The sequence below is a fragment of the Kordiimonas laminariae genome (assembly GCF_023008165.1).
GTDB classification, from domain to species: Bacteria; Pseudomonadota; Alphaproteobacteria; order Sphingomonadales; family Kordiimonadaceae; genus Kordiimonas; species Kordiimonas laminariae.
In genome coordinates this window covers 82,348-96,331 of the sequence record NZ_JAKQZA010000008.1, presented here as the reverse complement: position 1 = coordinate 96,331, position 13,984 = coordinate 82,348, and the positions used below count along the sequence as shown (strand labels likewise).

General features: G+C 48.8%; 14 protein-coding genes. 7 read left to right on the top strand and 7 right to left on the bottom strand.

Translation table 11 applies throughout. The features are described 5' to 3' along the window. Positions 1-8: 8 nt before the first annotated feature. Genes uraD through MF542_RS15280 form a run of 3 tightly spaced genes read right to left on the bottom strand, consistent with a single transcriptional unit; the run spans position 9 to position 2,140 of the window. Complete coding sequence (uraD, locus tag MF542_RS15290; RefSeq protein WP_247021022.1) at positions 9-527, bottom strand: 2-oxo-4-hydroxy-4-carboxy-5-ureidoimidazoline decarboxylase; 519 nt, start codon at positions 525-527, stop codon at positions 9-11. Beyond that, positions 527-1,444 carry an allantoinase PuuE gene (gene puuE / locus MF542_RS15285; RefSeq protein WP_247021020.1) on the bottom strand — a complete coding sequence of 306 codons (918 nt, stop codon included), beginning with the start codon at positions 1,442-1,444 and terminating at the stop codon, positions 527-529. Before puuE ends, uraD begins: the two co-directional genes overlap by 1 nt. 9 nt (positions 1,445-1,453) lie before the next feature. Then, positions 1,454-2,140, bottom strand: coding sequence for a GntR family transcriptional regulator (locus MF542_RS15280; protein WP_247021018.1), 687 nt, complete (start codon positions 2,138-2,140; stop codon positions 1,454-1,456). Positions 2,141-2,317: 177 nt separating this feature from the next. Here MF542_RS15280 and uraH point away from each other — a divergent pair, with 177 nt between their 5' ends. The 4 genes from uraH to xdhC are packed head-to-tail and all read left to right on the top strand — an operon-like array spanning position 2,318 to position 7,467. Continuing rightward, positions 2,318-2,671 (top strand): hydroxyisourate hydrolase, encoded by a 354-nt coding sequence (gene uraH, locus MF542_RS15275; RefSeq protein WP_247021016.1) that lies wholly within the window; start codon positions 2,318-2,320, stop codon positions 2,669-2,671. Positions 2,672-2,709: 38 nt separating this feature from the next. Beyond that, positions 2,710-4,185, top strand: coding sequence for a xanthine dehydrogenase small subunit (gene xdhA / locus MF542_RS15270; RefSeq protein WP_247021014.1), 1,476 nt, complete (start codon positions 2,710-2,712; stop codon positions 4,183-4,185). Then, a complete protein-coding gene (gene xdhB / locus MF542_RS15265; protein ID WP_247021013.1) occupies positions 4,178-6,496 on the top strand; it encodes a xanthine dehydrogenase molybdopterin binding subunit in 2,319 nt (772 codons plus the stop codon). Before xdhA ends, xdhB begins: the two co-directional genes overlap by 8 nt. A gap of 17 nt (positions 6,497-6,513) precedes the next feature. Further along, positions 6,514-7,467: a xanthine dehydrogenase accessory protein XdhC gene (gene xdhC / locus MF542_RS15260; RefSeq protein WP_247021011.1), complete on the top strand. Its 954-nt coding sequence runs from the start codon at positions 6,514-6,516 to the stop codon at positions 7,465-7,467. Here xdhC and MF542_RS15255 read toward each other — a convergent pair. Further along, positions 7,464-8,393 (bottom strand): LysR family transcriptional regulator, encoded by a 930-nt coding sequence (locus tag MF542_RS15255; protein ID WP_247021009.1) that lies wholly within the window; start codon positions 8,391-8,393, stop codon positions 7,464-7,466. The two genes, xdhC and MF542_RS15255, sit on opposite strands and share 4 nt — an antisense overlap. Positions 8,394-8,980: 587 nt before the next feature. On the opposite strand from MF542_RS15255, the gene MF542_RS15250 reads away from it, so the two are divergent. Both MF542_RS15250 and MF542_RS15245 read left to right on the top strand, forming a co-directional pair. Continuing rightward, the gene (locus MF542_RS15250; protein WP_247021007.1) at positions 8,981-10,180 is read left to right on the top strand and encodes a urate hydroxylase PuuD; all 1,200 of its coding nucleotides are present in this window, start codon (positions 8,981-8,983) and stop codon (positions 10,178-10,180) included. Then, entirely contained in the window at positions 10,180-10,677 is a 498-nt protein-coding gene (locus MF542_RS15245) for an ureidoglycolate lyase (RefSeq protein ID WP_247021005.1), read from the top strand. The genes MF542_RS15250 and MF542_RS15245 overlap by 1 nt, the downstream gene beginning before the upstream one ends. Here the strand turns inward: MF542_RS15245 and MF542_RS15240 are convergent. Then, a complete protein-coding gene (locus tag MF542_RS15240; protein WP_247021003.1) occupies positions 10,664-10,999 on the bottom strand; it encodes a hypothetical protein in 336 nt (111 codons plus the stop codon). The genes MF542_RS15245 and MF542_RS15240 overlap by 14 nt on opposite strands. Positions 11,000-11,061: 62 nt before the next feature. Here MF542_RS15240 and MF542_RS15235 point away from each other — a divergent pair, with 62 nt between their 5' ends. Continuing rightward, positions 11,062-11,907, top strand: coding sequence for a DMT family transporter (locus MF542_RS15235; RefSeq protein WP_281501732.1), 846 nt, complete (start codon positions 11,062-11,064; stop codon positions 11,905-11,907). A gap of 20 nt (positions 11,908-11,927) precedes the next feature. Here the strand turns inward: MF542_RS15235 and guaD are convergent, their stop codons facing one another. Together guaD and MF542_RS15225 are read right to left on the bottom strand one after the other, a co-directional pair. Then, positions 11,928-13,226 carry a guanine deaminase gene (gene guaD / locus MF542_RS15230; protein ID WP_247020999.1) on the bottom strand — a complete coding sequence of 433 codons (1,299 nt, stop codon included), beginning with the start codon at positions 13,224-13,226 and terminating at the stop codon, positions 11,928-11,930. A 213-nt stretch (positions 13,227-13,439) separates the two neighbouring features. Continuing rightward, entirely contained in the window at positions 13,440-13,961 is a 522-nt protein-coding gene (locus tag MF542_RS15225) for a PAS domain-containing protein (RefSeq protein WP_247020997.1), read from the bottom strand. Positions 13,962-13,984 lie beyond the last annotated feature (23 nt).

Below are 13,984 nucleotides of genomic sequence, written 5' to 3'. Positions count from 1 at the left end.
GGTGTCCTTTATTCCGCTAGGTCTGAAAGCCTGAAGAAGGCAATGCGGTCAATTTGTTCAAGTGCAGTGGCGAACTCTGTTTCCCTATCATTATTGATACGGGCTCTGAAGTGGGCCAGAATTTCTGTACGGTCCATGCCTTTCACGGCCACAATAAACGGGAATCCGAATTTGGTTTTATAATCAGCATTCAAGGTCTGGAATTCTTCAAATTCTTCCGGTGTACAGCGATCAAGCTCTGCGCCAGCCTGCTCTGATTTCGATTCTTCGGTCAGTTCACCACTGATTGCCAGCTTGCCTGCCAGATCGGGGTGGGCACAGATAAGCCGCATTTTGGCTTCATCACTACCATCTGCGACAGCCTTCTTCATGGCGTTATGAAGGCCTTGAAGCGTGTCAAGGTTTCCAGAGTCTTTCGCTTCCCATGCACCTTTGGCAATCCACGGTGAATGTTCGTAAATCACACCATATGTCACCATAAATTCGGTTTCAGAAATCTCGCTCGGCCTTTGTTTCATGAAGGGCATTATTTCTCTCCCTTATAAGGGTGTTCACTGTGCCAGTGTTTGGCAATGTCAATGCGGCGGCAGAACCATACGTCTTTATGGGAGCGTGCATATTCAAAGAAACGTTCGAGCGCTTTGATGCGCCCCGGGCGACCAATAAGGCGGCAATGAAGCCCAACAGACATCATCTTGGGGTTGGTTTCACCTTCTTCATACAGTGTATCGAAGGCATCTTTCAGATAGTTAAAGAACTGGTCACCAGCGTTAAAACCCTGAACTGCTGCGAAACGCATGTCATTTACATCAAGCGTATAGGGCACAACCAGTTGCGGGCTCCCGTCCACCGTTTTCCAGAAGGGCAGGTCATCACTGTAATCATCCGCGTCATAAAGGAAACCACCTTCCTCTGCCACCAGTTTGCCTGTGTTGGGGCTTGTACGGCCCGTATACCAGCCAAGTGGTCGCTCGCCAGTGATATCCTGAATGATCTTGATGGCGTCCTGCATATGCTGGCGTTCGGTTTTAATATCTACATTCTGATAGTTGATCCAGCGGAGGCCGTGGCTACAGATTTCATGTCCTGCATCCATGCATGCCTTGGCTACTTCAGGATGGCGCTGTAGCGCCATGGCAACAGCGAAAACCGTTATCGGAATATCGTATTTTTCAAAGAGCCTCAGCAGCCGCCAAACACCCGCGCGGCTACCGTATTCATAGATGGATTCCATACTCATGTGGCGGTCTTCCACATGAGGCGCACTTACAATTTCTGACAGAAAGGTTTCAGCGGCTGGGTCACCGTGCAACACACAGTTTTCACCGCCTTCCTCATAATTCATCACCACCTGGACAGCTATTTTGGCGCCGCCCGGCCAGTTGGCGTGAGGGGGCTTGGGGCCATAGCCGATCATATCCCGTGGGTATGCTTGCTCTGTCATTATTAATCCTTAACTGGCGGCAGCAAAGATCACGTGCAGGTCTTGTCCGGTTTCTTCGGTTTCGAAGGAAAGCTGGCTTTCAATGCCGCGCAAATGTTCTGCCATAATGGTTTGTGCTGTTTCTGCGTCTTGGTGTTCAAGTGCATCAACAAGGCGTTCATGTTCTCCGCCCTTACAGCTTGATGGTGCGCCCGCCGTGCCGTACTGCGATATAATCAAAGAGCTTTGGAACACTAGCTGCTGAAGGAAAGTGCACATAGGTTCATTGCGCGCAATATGCGCAAGTTTGATATGAAACTCTCCTGAAAGCCTGATCCATGCAGCTAAATCTGCTTCATTGAGTGCGGTTTGCTCTTCCTCAAGGTGCGCGCGCAGATGTGCAATGTCTCCGGGCTGTACACGTTCAGCGGCACGGCGTAAAAGCGCTTTTTCCGTTGCGCGCCTTGCTTCGAAAACCTGATGGGCTTCTTCAACGGTTGGCGCGGCAATGGTTGCACCTTTGTTGCGTTCAAGCCTGATGATGTTGTCTTTACTAAGCAGGAGGAAAACCCTTCTGATTGTCGTTCGGCTTACCCCAAATATGCCGCACAGTGATTCTTCAGTCAGTTTTGTGCCAGGCGCAATACGTTGCTCAAGGATACTATCCCTGATACGCTGACACACGTCTTCTTCCGTTAGTGCTGTGGTGTTTGCCATGACCTATCCCCTGTCGTTTGGCATGTAGCACATTGAATACAGCATAGATTTTTTGCCGCTGTCACCAAATTGTCAACAATTTAATGGCATTAATGTTGATAATATACTTTACAATTCGTCAATCATCAGTACGGTATCAGAATTGAGGAAGACCATACCCCGTAAAGAGAGGACAAGATGGGACGTTTAACCACCCATGTACTGGACACTGCAAATGGCTGTCCGGGCGAAGGCATTAAAATCAAGCTATATGCTTTGAAGGGTGAAGAACGCCGTCTGTTGAAATCCGCTGCCACAAATGATGATGGCCGTGTTGATAGCCCGCTTCTTGATGGGGATGATTTCAAAACTGGTGAATATCTGCTAGAGTTTGAGGCAGGTAGTTATTTTCGGGCTCGTGGTACAGAGCTGGCTGAGCCAGCCTTTCTAGACGTGGTGCCTATCCGTTTTGGTATAGCGGATGTGGATGCACATTATCACGTGCCCTTGTTGATTTCCCCATACGGCTACAGCACCTACAGAGGCAGCTAGCCGGAGCAACCGCTTTCAGGGAATTAGGAGTATTTTATATGTCAGGTACTGTTCGGTTTCTGCTGGACGGACGGGTTCATGAAATCCATAGCCCAGACCCAACGGCCACATTGTTGAATTATTTGCGTTACGATATAGCGCGCACCGGCACCAAAGAAGGTTGTGCTGAGGGTGATTGCGGCGCTTGTACGGTGGTTGTTGGTGAACTTAAGGGTGACCGCGTTGAATATAAAGCGGTGAATGCTTGCATTATCTTCCTGCCCACACTCGATGGTAAAGAACTGCTGACCGTGGAGAGCCTGAAATCAAAATCAGGCGGTTTGCACCCTGTACAGGAAGCACTTGTTGAAACTCATGGTTCGCAGTGCGGTTTCTGTACACCGGGTTTTGTGATGTCGCTTTACGCACTTTACCTTGAAGGCCCTAACCCAACGAAAGACCGTATCGAAGATGCACTTGCGGGTAACCTCTGCCGCTGCACGGGATACGGCCCGATCATTGATGCGGCGCACCGTATGTTTGAACTGGGCGCTGATGAACTGCCTGATATGCGGGAGCAAGTGGCTGCTCTTGAAGGTATTAAACGGGATGATACGCTTTACATCTCAGCTACAAGCAAGTTGACAGGTAATGAAAAACGCTATTTCGCACCGGTGAATGTGGATACACTAGCAGCTGTTGCAGAGCAAAATCCAGACGCGACCTTCCTTGCGGGCGGTACAGACGTTGGCCTTTGGGTTACTAAAATGCATAAAGAACTGGCGACAGTGATTTATCTGGGCGATGTGGCTGAGCTGAAAGAAATTACAGAAACTGCGGATAGTGTCGAGATCGGCGCGGGTGTTACCTATACCGATGCCATGGAACTGCTCGCAGGACTCTATCCTGATTTTGGCGAACTGATCCGCCGTATTGGTTCCACGCAAATCCGCAATAGCGGTACCATTGGTGGTAATATTGCTAACGGTTCCCCGATTGGTGATACACCGCCAGCGCTTATTGCGCTTGGTGCCAAGCTTGTGCTCCGCAAAGGGCACGAAGAGCGCACTATCGATCTTGAAGATTTCTTCATTGATTACGGTAAGCAGGACCGTGCAGCAGGTGAATTTGTTGCCAAGGTAATTGTGCCGAAACCGGCGGCAGATACGGCGTTCCGCTCTTACAAATTATCCAAGCGTTTTGACCAAGATATCTCTGCGGTATGTGCGGCATTCTCTATCGCTCTTGAGGGTGAAACTGTGAAAGAAGCGCGCTTCGCATATGGCGGTATGGCAGCAACACCAAAACGCGCTGCAAATGCAGAAAGCGCATTGGTTGGCAAAGCCTTCACCGAAGAAAATGTGGAAGCGGCTATGGAAGCGATGGCAAATGATTTCAGCCCGCTTACAGATATGCGTGCCTCGAAGGATTACCGCATGTTATCGGCGCAAAACCTGTTGATGAAAGCATTTGTTGAGCTTACCAGCGATGCGGATACCCGCCTTGCTCTAAGACAGGAGATGGCCAATGTCTAATCCGTCTCTTTCTGAAATCAAAGGTGCTGTACACAAAGATTTGCGTCACGATAGTGCGCATAAGCATGTAGCTGGTACTGCCGTTTATATCGACGATGTAGCAGAACCGAAGAACATGCTGCATATGTATGTTGCCATGTCTGAAAAGGCACATGCGGAAATTACTGAGATGGACCTTTCCGCCGTTCGTGCAGCACAAGGTGTAGCTGTCGTTCTTACAGCCGACGATATTCCCGGCCATAATGACGTGAGCCCGTTCGCGGGGGATGATCCGCTCTTTTCCACAGGGCTTGTAGAATATATCGGGCAACCGATTTTTGCGGTGGCTGCAAATAGCCTTGAGGAAGCAATCGCGGCGGCAAAACTGGCGAAAGTTTCGTATGACGAGAAACCGCATTATCTGAACATTGATGAAGCCGAAGCGGTTGACCTGAAGATTGAAGACAGCCAGTTGATGGCACAAGGCGAAGCTGAAAAAGCGCTGTCTGCGTCAAAGAACCGTCTTCAGGGCAGTTTCTATATTGGCGGGCAGGATCACTTCTATCTTGAAGGCCAAATCGCGCTTGCGACACCACAGGAAGACGGCGACGTGCACGTGCTTTCAAGCACACAGCATCCAAGCGAAGTACAGCATCTTGTGGCTCATGTACTCGGACGCCCAACCAATGCGGTAACTATTGAAGTGCGCCGTATGGGCGGCGGCTTTGGTGGTAAGGAAACGCATCCAGCGATGTTTGCGGCAATGTCATCGCTTGCTGCGGTGAAAACTCAGCGCCCAGTGAAACTGCGCCTGGACCGCGATGATGATATGGTGATGACAGGCAAGCGCCATGATTTCAAATATAGCTATGATGTTGGCTATGATGATGATGGTCAGATTACTGGTATCGAAATTGAAATGGCATCACGTTGTGGCCGCTCGACTGACTTGTCACCTGCGATTAATGACCGTGCTATGTTCCATGCGGATAACTGCTATTTCCTCTCTGACGTAGCGATAAAATCGCACCGCTATAAAACTCATACGGTTTCTAACACTGCTTTCCGAGGTTTTGGTGGCCCGCAGGGGATGATCGGTATTGAGCGCGTGATTGAAGATGTAGCCCGCGAGATTGGGAAAGACCCGCTAGATGTGCGGATGCTGAACCTCTACGGCGAAGGTGAGCGTGATACCACACCTTATGGTATGAAGGTGGAAGATAATGTTGCAGCCGAGATTATGGAAACACTCGCAGAGACATCAGAATACCGCAAGCGCCGTGATGAAATTCGCGCGTTTAACGCCAATAGTAAATATCTGAAAAAGGGTATTTCCATCACGCCGGTGAAGTTTGGTATTAGTTTCACGACGACACACCTCAATCAGGCTGGTGCACTTGTGCATATTTATGCGGATGGTAGTGTGCATCTGAACCACGGCGGTACAGAGATGGGCCAAGGCTTGTTTACCAAGGTAGCGCAGGTTGTGGCGGAAGAATTCCAGATTGATGTTACCCGAGTGAAAATTACAGCCACAACGACTGCGAAAGTGCCAAACACATCAGCAACCGCAGCTTCCTCAGGTTCTGATCTGAACGGTATGGCTGCTCTTGATGCTGCGCGCAAAATTAAGGCACGCCTCATTGATTTTGCGGCGGAAAAATATAGTTGCCCGAAAGACCGTATCACTTTCCGCAACAATAAGGTTTATATTGAAAACAAGGAAATGGCCTTTAATGAGCTTACGCAGGAAGCGTATCTTGGCCGTGTTTCCATGTCTTCAACAGGTTTCTATAAAACACCAAAGATCAAATACGATCGTGCGTCTCACAAAGGCCGTCCGTTCTATTATTTCTGTTATGGCGCCGCTGTTTCGGAAGTAATGATTGATACACTTACAGGTGAGAACAAGGTCCTCCGCACGGATATTCTTCATGAAGCTGGCCGTTCGCTGAACCCGGTTATTGATATCGGGCAGATTGAAGGCGGTTTCATTCAAGGTATGGGATGGCTGACAACAGAAGAGCTTGTATTTGATGATGCAGGTCGTCTGCGTACACATGCACCGTCTACCTACAAGGTTCCAGCTTGCTCTGATCGCCCAGACGAACTGAATATCGAGCTTTGGAACAAAGGCCGTAACGTTGAAGCCACCATTCACCGTTCCAAAGCTGTGGGTGAACCACCCTTTATGCTGGCGAACGCTGTGTTTATGGCGCTTGTTGATGCGGTTGCCAGCGTAGGTGACTATAAGGTACCTGTTAAGATGGATGCACCGGCAACGCCTGAAGAAGTTCTGATGGCTGTGGCTGATGTAAAGAAACGCGCTTAACTTATACGGATACCCTGATGCAAAACTGGCTTACGAGTGCACAAGAGCTTTATGCGCGCGAGCGGCGCTTTGTGCTCGTAAGTGTGGCTGCTGACCGCGGCTCAGCTCCGCGCGGGGCAGGCACCAAGATGCTGGTTTCTGAGCATGAGCTGATTGGCACGATTGGCGGTGGTAACCTTGAGTTTCAGGTGATTGAACAGGCTCGTAAGCTGTTGGCATCAGAAGAGGGGCCTGATTACGTCTTTCAGAATTATGCCCTTGGGCCGCTTCTTGAGCAGTGCTGTGGTGGCAGTGTAGATATTCTTCTTGAGCGTATAGAAGGTTTAAGCGCCAAGTTCCTTCGGGGTGTACAAACCAACACGCTGAAAACCACATTTGAAGATGGCAAGCTTTCCAAGGTGTGGCTGGAAGAGAAAGCGGATACTGAATTTACCTTTTATGGTGAAACTGGTGAGCTGCTGGATGGTGCCGTTAAAGCGGCATCTTATCTTCTTGAAACAAGTGCCTGCAAAAGTTTTCCGCTCATTCTGTTTGGGGCCGGGCATGTGGGCCGAGCGACAGTGAAAATGCTTGTCGATTTGCCGTTTCATATTACCTGGGTGGATAGCCGTACGGCCGAGTTCCCGGACGATATACCTGCGAATGTAACACCGTGTCTTACAGATGAGCCTTTATCTGTTATTGCGAGCGCACCTGAGAATACCTTGTTTGTCATTTTCACCCATAACCACCAACTGGATTATGAACTAACAAAGGCTATTCTTGAGCGGCAGGATGCCAAATTCTGCGGGCTTATTGGGTCTGCAACAAAGCGGGCACGCTTTGAAAATCGTTTGCTTCGGGAACGGGTAGTAACAGAAGAAGAACTTGATCAGCTTATCTGCCCGATCGGGATTGCAGGTATTACTGGAAAAGAGCCTGAGATTATTGCCGCATCACTTACCGCACAGCTTTTGCAGGTGATTAATTAAGCAATAGCGCTTTCAGGTAGTTTTTCCTGAAACAGCGGTTCTGCTTTTACCCGGTCTACCAGATAATCAAGAAATACCCTCAAGCGCGGTGGTACAAATGTGTCATAAGGGTAAAGCGCTGCGATATAGCTGTCATCGGTCATATGCTCGGTAAGCACCGCTTTCAGCCTGCCTGCTTTCACGTGTTCTGCCACTTCCCAATATGGTTTCAGAACGAGGCCAGCGCCAGCCAGTGCCCAGTCGGTCAGCACCGCGCCGCTATTGCTATCAAGCGTACCCGCAAACTGCATTTCGTATGATCCGCGCTTGTCCATAAACCGCCAGCGATATTGCCGTGAACCGGGGAAGCGTAACATCAGGCAGTTATGGTCCACCAGATTATGTGGTTTTTTAGGGATACCGTGTTTTGCAAGGTATTCGGGGGATGCGAAAATATAGCGGGGGCTGGGGCAAAGCACGCGGGCTTTAAGGCTGCTGTCTACCAGAGGGCCAACCCTGAGGGCTATATCCATGCCGTCAGTGAGTACATCCACAAGTGCATCTGTCATCCGGTATTGAAGCCGGATATCAGGATAACGAGCAGAGAAATCAGGGATCATGTTGGTGACGAACTGATCCCCAAGTGCCGAGGCAGCTGTTAATCGAAGCACCCCTTTAGGCGCACTGTCATCTTCCACGATCCGGCTTTCGGCTTCTTCCACCCGCCGCATGATATCAAGGCAGTCTTCATAATAACGGCGGCCAGCATCGGTTGCTGTAACTTTACGAGTAGTGCGCACGAAAAGGCGCGTGCCTAAATGGTTCTCAAGCCTAGCAATACGGCTGCTTACAAGGGCAGGGGACATACGTAAACTGCGCCCGGCCTGGGAAAAACTCCCCTTCTCAAAAACGGCTATAAACACCGGCATATCATCGAAAACACTCATGTTTTTCTATTATCAAATATTTTTTGAAAAACATACAGAAATATTAGGATTATCATAAATGAGAGAAAGATATACATAGAGGCTTCCAACTGATGGAACCCCCTAGGTGAGAAGAGGTAGGGTACGTCTGCGGAAACAAACATAGTGCTGCATGCAGCAAAATGATCAACCTATCCCAAGCATTGATCATTTTTGTTCCGAGTAGTTTCGAGTAACGCTAAGCTCCGTATGTTAGGCGATGCTGTTAAGCGCATAATGATTGTTTCCATTTGAGTGTGTAGGAGGCCCCCAATTCTCCTCAAATACTCGGTTCGTAGTGGTGTATGGACAATGCGCCCTGCCTCTTCCACCTCCCTTTTCCATTTTTGGCCTTTTCCGGTCTTGGCCTTTTCTGGCTCTTGCAGTTGATGAATGTTCCAGTATCGCGTTTGTTTTTGCGCACAATTCCCCACGAAAGACCAAAGCGGAAAAGCGTTGGCAAAATTAAACAGGCTTTAATCTGCCTGTGTATAGAGTAAAGCGCTTGAGGAGCCTGTAGCCAACAACAGGTAGCGCGGGAGACGGCATTTTGCCGATGGGAGAGTATAATGGAGCTTGATATAGCCCCTTGGTTAAACATGGCCATTCGCTGGTTGCATGTTATCACCGGTATCGCGTGGATCGGTTCATCCTTTTATTTCGTATGGCTTGATAACAACCTTGAAGACCCCAAAGAACCCAAGAAGGGTATGTCTGGGGAACTGTGGTCTGTGCATGGTGGTGGGTTTTACCACAAACAGAAGTATGCTGTAGCGCCTGAACAGATGCCTGATAACCTCCACTGGTTTAAGTGGGAAGCCTATTTCACCTGGATGAGCGGTTTTGCGCTGCTCGCTGTGATTTATTATTATGGCGCTGAACTCTTCCTTATTGATAACAGCAAAATGGTGCTTAGCCAGTGGCAGGCAATTGTTATCAGCCTCGCTTCTATCGTAGGTGGCTGGGTGGTCTATGACGGCCTTTGTCGCAGCCCTATCGGGCAGAATAACAAGTTGCTGGGTATCATCTGGTTCAGCCTGCTGACAGCGGCAGCGTATGGCCTCACGCAAGTTTTCTCTGACCGTGCGGCATACCTTCATGTTGGGGTGATTGTTGGCTCCGCCATGGCCTTTAATGTGTTTATGGTGATTATCCCCAATCAGAAGAAGGTGGTTGCTTCCTTGATTGCAGGTGAAAGCCCAGACCCGCGCCTTGGCCAGATCGGTAAGCAGCGTTCTCTCCATAACAACTATATGACCCTGCCTGTGCTTTTGATGATGGTGAGCAACCATTATCCGATGACATTTTCAAACCCGTATAATTGGGTGATCCTTGCGGGGCTCGCGATTGTCGGTGTGCTTATTCGTCATTTCTTTAACCTGAAGCACAGAGGGCAGACCAATTATGCGCTTCCGTTTGCGGCTGGTGGCGTGTTTATTCTCCTTATGATGTTTGCAAGCGATATGGAAGCCCGTGAAAGAAAGGCCCTTTCTAAGGGTGTTGAGGCCTCATTCAACCAGGTGCAAACGCTGGTGACAAAACACTGTGCTAGTTGCCATGCTGCAAATCCAAGCCACGAATCTTTTGAAGAAGCACCAGGTGGTGTGATGTTTGATAAACCACAATTTATCATCCAGCACGGCCCGCGCATTATGGAACAAGCCGTGAAATCAGATATTATGCCGCTTGGTAACGAAACCGGTATGACAGATGAAGAACGTGCTATTCTAGGTAAGTGGATCGAAAACGGTATGAAGGTGGATGATTGATGCGTACCATCAAAGCAGAACCACTTACCGCAGAAGCATTTGCACCGTTTGGCGATGTGATTGAAGCATCAGCGGGAGCAGAGCAGTTTTCCATCAATTACGGGAACACCACCCGTTTCCATAATTTGGCGGATGTGAACGTTTCAGCAGAAGAGGGCAGTGTGTGCGTGAATATCTTCCGCACCAAACCCTTGCCGCAGCCCATTATTGTAAAGCTGATGGAATATCACCCACTGTCCTCCCAAGCCTTTATTCCTATGGGCGATCAGCCTTATCTGGTTGTGGTTGCCGAAAAGGGTGAATTTAAAGCAGAGAAGCTGCGTGTGTTTCTTGCAAGCGCTGATCAGGGCGTGAATTACCACGCGGGCACATGGCATCATTTTTCATTGGCGCTGAATAGCCAGAGCGATTTTTTGGTGATAGACCGGAAAGGCAAAGGCGATAACTGTGTGGAACACGAACTGACCCACGATGAACAGGTGACTATAAGCCTATAATCTTTTTTAGTTCAGCGCGTTGTTCCCATAGCTGGTGAAAACTGTCCTTGAATATTTCATAGAGTTCAGCATCTAATTTTTGTAAGGCTTGTTTGTTCCAGTGCTGTCTTTCTGGGCCTGTAGGGTAGCAATCAACTTCGCTATCGATTGCGTAGATGTGATCTGCTGTAGATGACAACTTTCCAAATTCAGGGATATATTTAGATCGGATAATTTTTATCTGCTGTGTGTAAGTCACCCAATCTTCACTCTCATATGCGTCCGTGAAAGTTTTGTATATCTCGCGGGCTTTAATTTTATCAGCATTATTCCATAAACCCATCGGATGGCTCCTACACAAAGAATTTAGTCTTCGCTTTCGTGATCCGTGCTACACCACACCTTATGCGTATCATTCTTTTAACAGCTTTAGCCATGATATTTTTCGCTGCGAATTCGGTGCTAAACCGGTTGGCTCTTGCAGAAGAACTCATCAACCCGGAAACTTTCTTGCTGATTAGGATTGGATCTGGCGCGTTGTTTCTGTTGTTGCTTCTGAAGATGAAAGGGCTTTTTAAGGGCCTTACAACGTTCAAGTTTAATGCCATGTCCGTGGGTGGGTTAGCGCTGTATGGTGTCGGCTTCACCTTTGCTTATCTGGTTTTAGAAGCCGGCTTTGGGGCGCTCCTTTTGTTTGGCACTGTGCAGATCACTATGTTTGTCGGCGCTATTATGAAGGGCAGTAGCCCGCGTGTGTTGCAGTGGCTGGGGGCGGTTATCGGTATGGCAGGGCTGGTTTATGTGATTAACCCTGATACTGGAGGCTTGAACCTGTTTGGCGCTGGGTTGATGGTACTTGCAGGTATTGGCTGGGGGCTTTATTCGCTCGCAGGGCAAAAGGCCGAGAATGCTCTTATTGCCACCACAGCTAGCTTTGTGTGGACAGTCCCGGTTGCTCTTATTGTGTGGCTATCTTCAAATGCGGGCGCTATTGCAATGGAGGGGGCCGTGCTTGCCGCTATATCCGGCATTATCACATCAGGGCTGGGTTATGTGGTGTGGTACCGGGTGTTACCGGAACTTGATACCAGTGTGGCGGCGATTGTGCAGCTTACTGTGCCACTTATCGCCATGCTTGGCGGTATCGCCTTTATTGGTGAGGTGTGGACGCTGGATTTCACCATTGCGGCCGTCCTTGTGCTTGGCGGCATTGCGCTTTCGCTTCTTGGCGGAAAGCGGCAGCAAAGTTAAACCCTGCCGCCTAGCTTGCTCTATTTGGTGTGCTGCAGTTCACCTGCCACATAGGCGTGACCAATGGTGCGGTCATCCCCAAGCATGGAAAGTACAAACAGCGTTTCGTGAAGATCACGACAGTTTTTAAGGCGGCGCTCCAGAAGCGGCGTGCCTGCAAAATCAAGTACAAGGAAATCAGCTTCTTTGCCCGCTTCAAAGCTGCCCACTTTATCGGCCATATTCAGTGCTTCCGCACCGCCAAGAGTTGCCAGATAGAAGGACTTGAATGGTGTAAGCTTTTCCCCCTTCAGGTGGCATACCTTGTAGGCTTCGTTCATAGTCTGCAGGAGAGAGAAACTGGTACCAGCACCAACATCTGTGCCCATACCAACGGTTACACCGTATTTCTCTGCCTGTTTCAGATCAAACAGGCCACTGCCGAGAAACAGGTTGGAGGTAGCGCAGAAACTGATGGAGGCATCGGCCTCCGCCATGCGCTGGCATTCTTCTGCTTCCAAGTGAATACAGTGGGCGAACACAGATTGGTTTGTGAGCAGGCCAAATTTTGCGTAGGCATCCAAGTATCCATTACAGTCAGGGTACAGTTCTTTCACCCATTCGATTTCAGAAACATTTTCTGAAAGGTGGGTGTGCATCAATACATCTGGATATTCAGCAAGCAGTTTGCCGGCGCGTTCCATCTGGTCATCGGAGCAAGCTGGCGCAAAGCGCGGCGTTACCGCGTAGCCAAGACGGCCTTTACCGTGCCACTTTTTGATAAGATCGCGGCTGTCTCTGTCACCAGATTCAGCGGTGTCGCGCACGCTTTCCGGCACATTACGGTCCATAAGTGCCTTACCAGCCACAATGCGCATATTGCGCTTATAAGCTTCTGCAAACAGCGCGTCAGCAGATTTCTTATGCACGGTGCCGTAAACAAGCGCTGTTGTGGTGCCGTTCTTTAGTAGTTCGTTTACGAAGAAATCCGCACACTCTTCTGCGTGTTCAATATCGGCAAACTTTGCTTCTTCCGGGAATGTGTATTTCTCAAGCCAATCAAGAAGCTGTTCACCAAAAGAGGCGATCATATCAAGCTGGGGGAAATGGATGTGGGTATCAATAAAGCCGGGCACAATCATATTGCCAGAGTGGTCAATAATCTCTGTACCTTCAGGAAGTGTTTTCTCAATATCCGCTCGGTGGCCAGCACGCACGGTGATGCCATCTTTAACAAGGAGCATACCATCTTCGAAATATTCGTGTGCGTTATCGATACCGACCACGCTTGGGTCAGCGGTCATGTGAAAAACAGAAGCTTTATACGCTTTAAGAGCCACGGGGTTTCCTTCCTGCTCTAAAATACACATTGTGCCTGTGAAACTTGGGCCAGACACGACAAAGCAGCGCGAAACCTGAGCACAGATTTGGCGCTGCTTTTGATTAAATTACTGCATTCCTGACTATTTGGTCAATCAAATATTTACGCATTTATGCAAGCCTGATGAACGTATTCATAAATCCATTTGAAAATCATAAACTTGATAGCAGAATCAAACATTCATTGATTTTACATCCACACAAACAAGTATTTTGATGACATCCATATTTTCATCAAACAGAGGTGAATATATTGCGTGAGCTTCCATAAACAGACGGTCCTCACAAAAACCTGGCGTAACACCAAGAATGGGCTGTTTTTCTTCAATCACTAAGCCTGAGGTGCGGTAAATACGCTTTACCGCGTTTTTATTGGACATGCTTTCAATGAACTTGCCGCCAATCTCCCCATAGTAGGAAGCAACGTGCCCGCCGATCAGTTTCACCAGCAGCTGAAAGCTATCTGGCTCCTGAGGAACTACATCCATCAATACAACGCGGTCCAGAAATCGGGTCATGTTTCTGGGTTTGATATCTTCTCTTGAAGGTCTTAGGCCCTGATTTCTGAGAGCATGCCAGTGGTTGTAAAAGAAATCAGCAGCACGATTTTTACCGAGAATTTCTTCACCGCGATATAGGGTTTGCGCCCCAAATCGAGTGTTTGAGGCGACCTGTTGATTTGAGATATTCAGCAAAAATCAGGTCCCTTAAAATAATT

Bases quoted from the DNA above. Each gene is read 5' to 3' on its own strand.
- puuE (WP_247021020.1), bottom strand. From the start codon at position 1,444: ATGACAGAGCAAGCATACCCACGGGATATGATCGGCTATGGCCCCAAG.
- uraD (WP_247021022.1), bottom strand. From the start codon at position 527: ATGCCCTTCATGAAACAAAGGCCGAGCGAGATTTCTGAAACCGAATTT.
- MF542_RS15250 (WP_247021007.1), top strand. From the start codon at position 8,981: ATGGAGCTTGATATAGCCCCTTGGTTAAACATGGCCATTCGCTGGTTG.
- MF542_RS15280 (WP_247021018.1), bottom strand. From the start codon at position 2,140: ATGGCAAACACCACAGCACTAACGGAAGAAGACGTGTGTCAGCGTATC.
- MF542_RS15245 (WP_247021005.1), top strand. From the start codon at position 10,180: ATGCGTACCATCAAAGCAGAACCACTTACCGCAGAAGCATTTGCACCG.
- MF542_RS15235 (WP_281501732.1), top strand. From the start codon at position 11,062: ATGCGTATCATTCTTTTAACAGCTTTAGCCATGATATTTTTCGCTGCG.
- xdhA (WP_247021014.1), top strand. From the start codon at position 2,710: ATGTCAGGTACTGTTCGGTTTCTGCTGGACGGACGGGTTCATGAAATC.
- xdhB (WP_247021013.1), top strand. From the start codon at position 4,178: ATGTCTAATCCGTCTCTTTCTGAAATCAAAGGTGCTGTACACAAAGAT.
- MF542_RS15240 (WP_247021003.1), bottom strand. From the start codon at position 10,999: ATGGGTTTATGGAATAATGCTGATAAAATTAAAGCCCGCGAGATATAC.
- MF542_RS15255 (WP_247021009.1), bottom strand. From the start codon at position 8,393: ATGAGTGTTTTCGATGATATGCCGGTGTTTATAGCCGTTTTTGAGAAG.
- xdhC (WP_247021011.1), top strand. From the start codon at position 6,514: ATGCAAAACTGGCTTACGAGTGCACAAGAGCTTTATGCGCGCGAGCGG.
- uraH (WP_247021016.1), top strand. From the start codon at position 2,318: ATGGGACGTTTAACCACCCATGTACTGGACACTGCAAATGGCTGTCCG.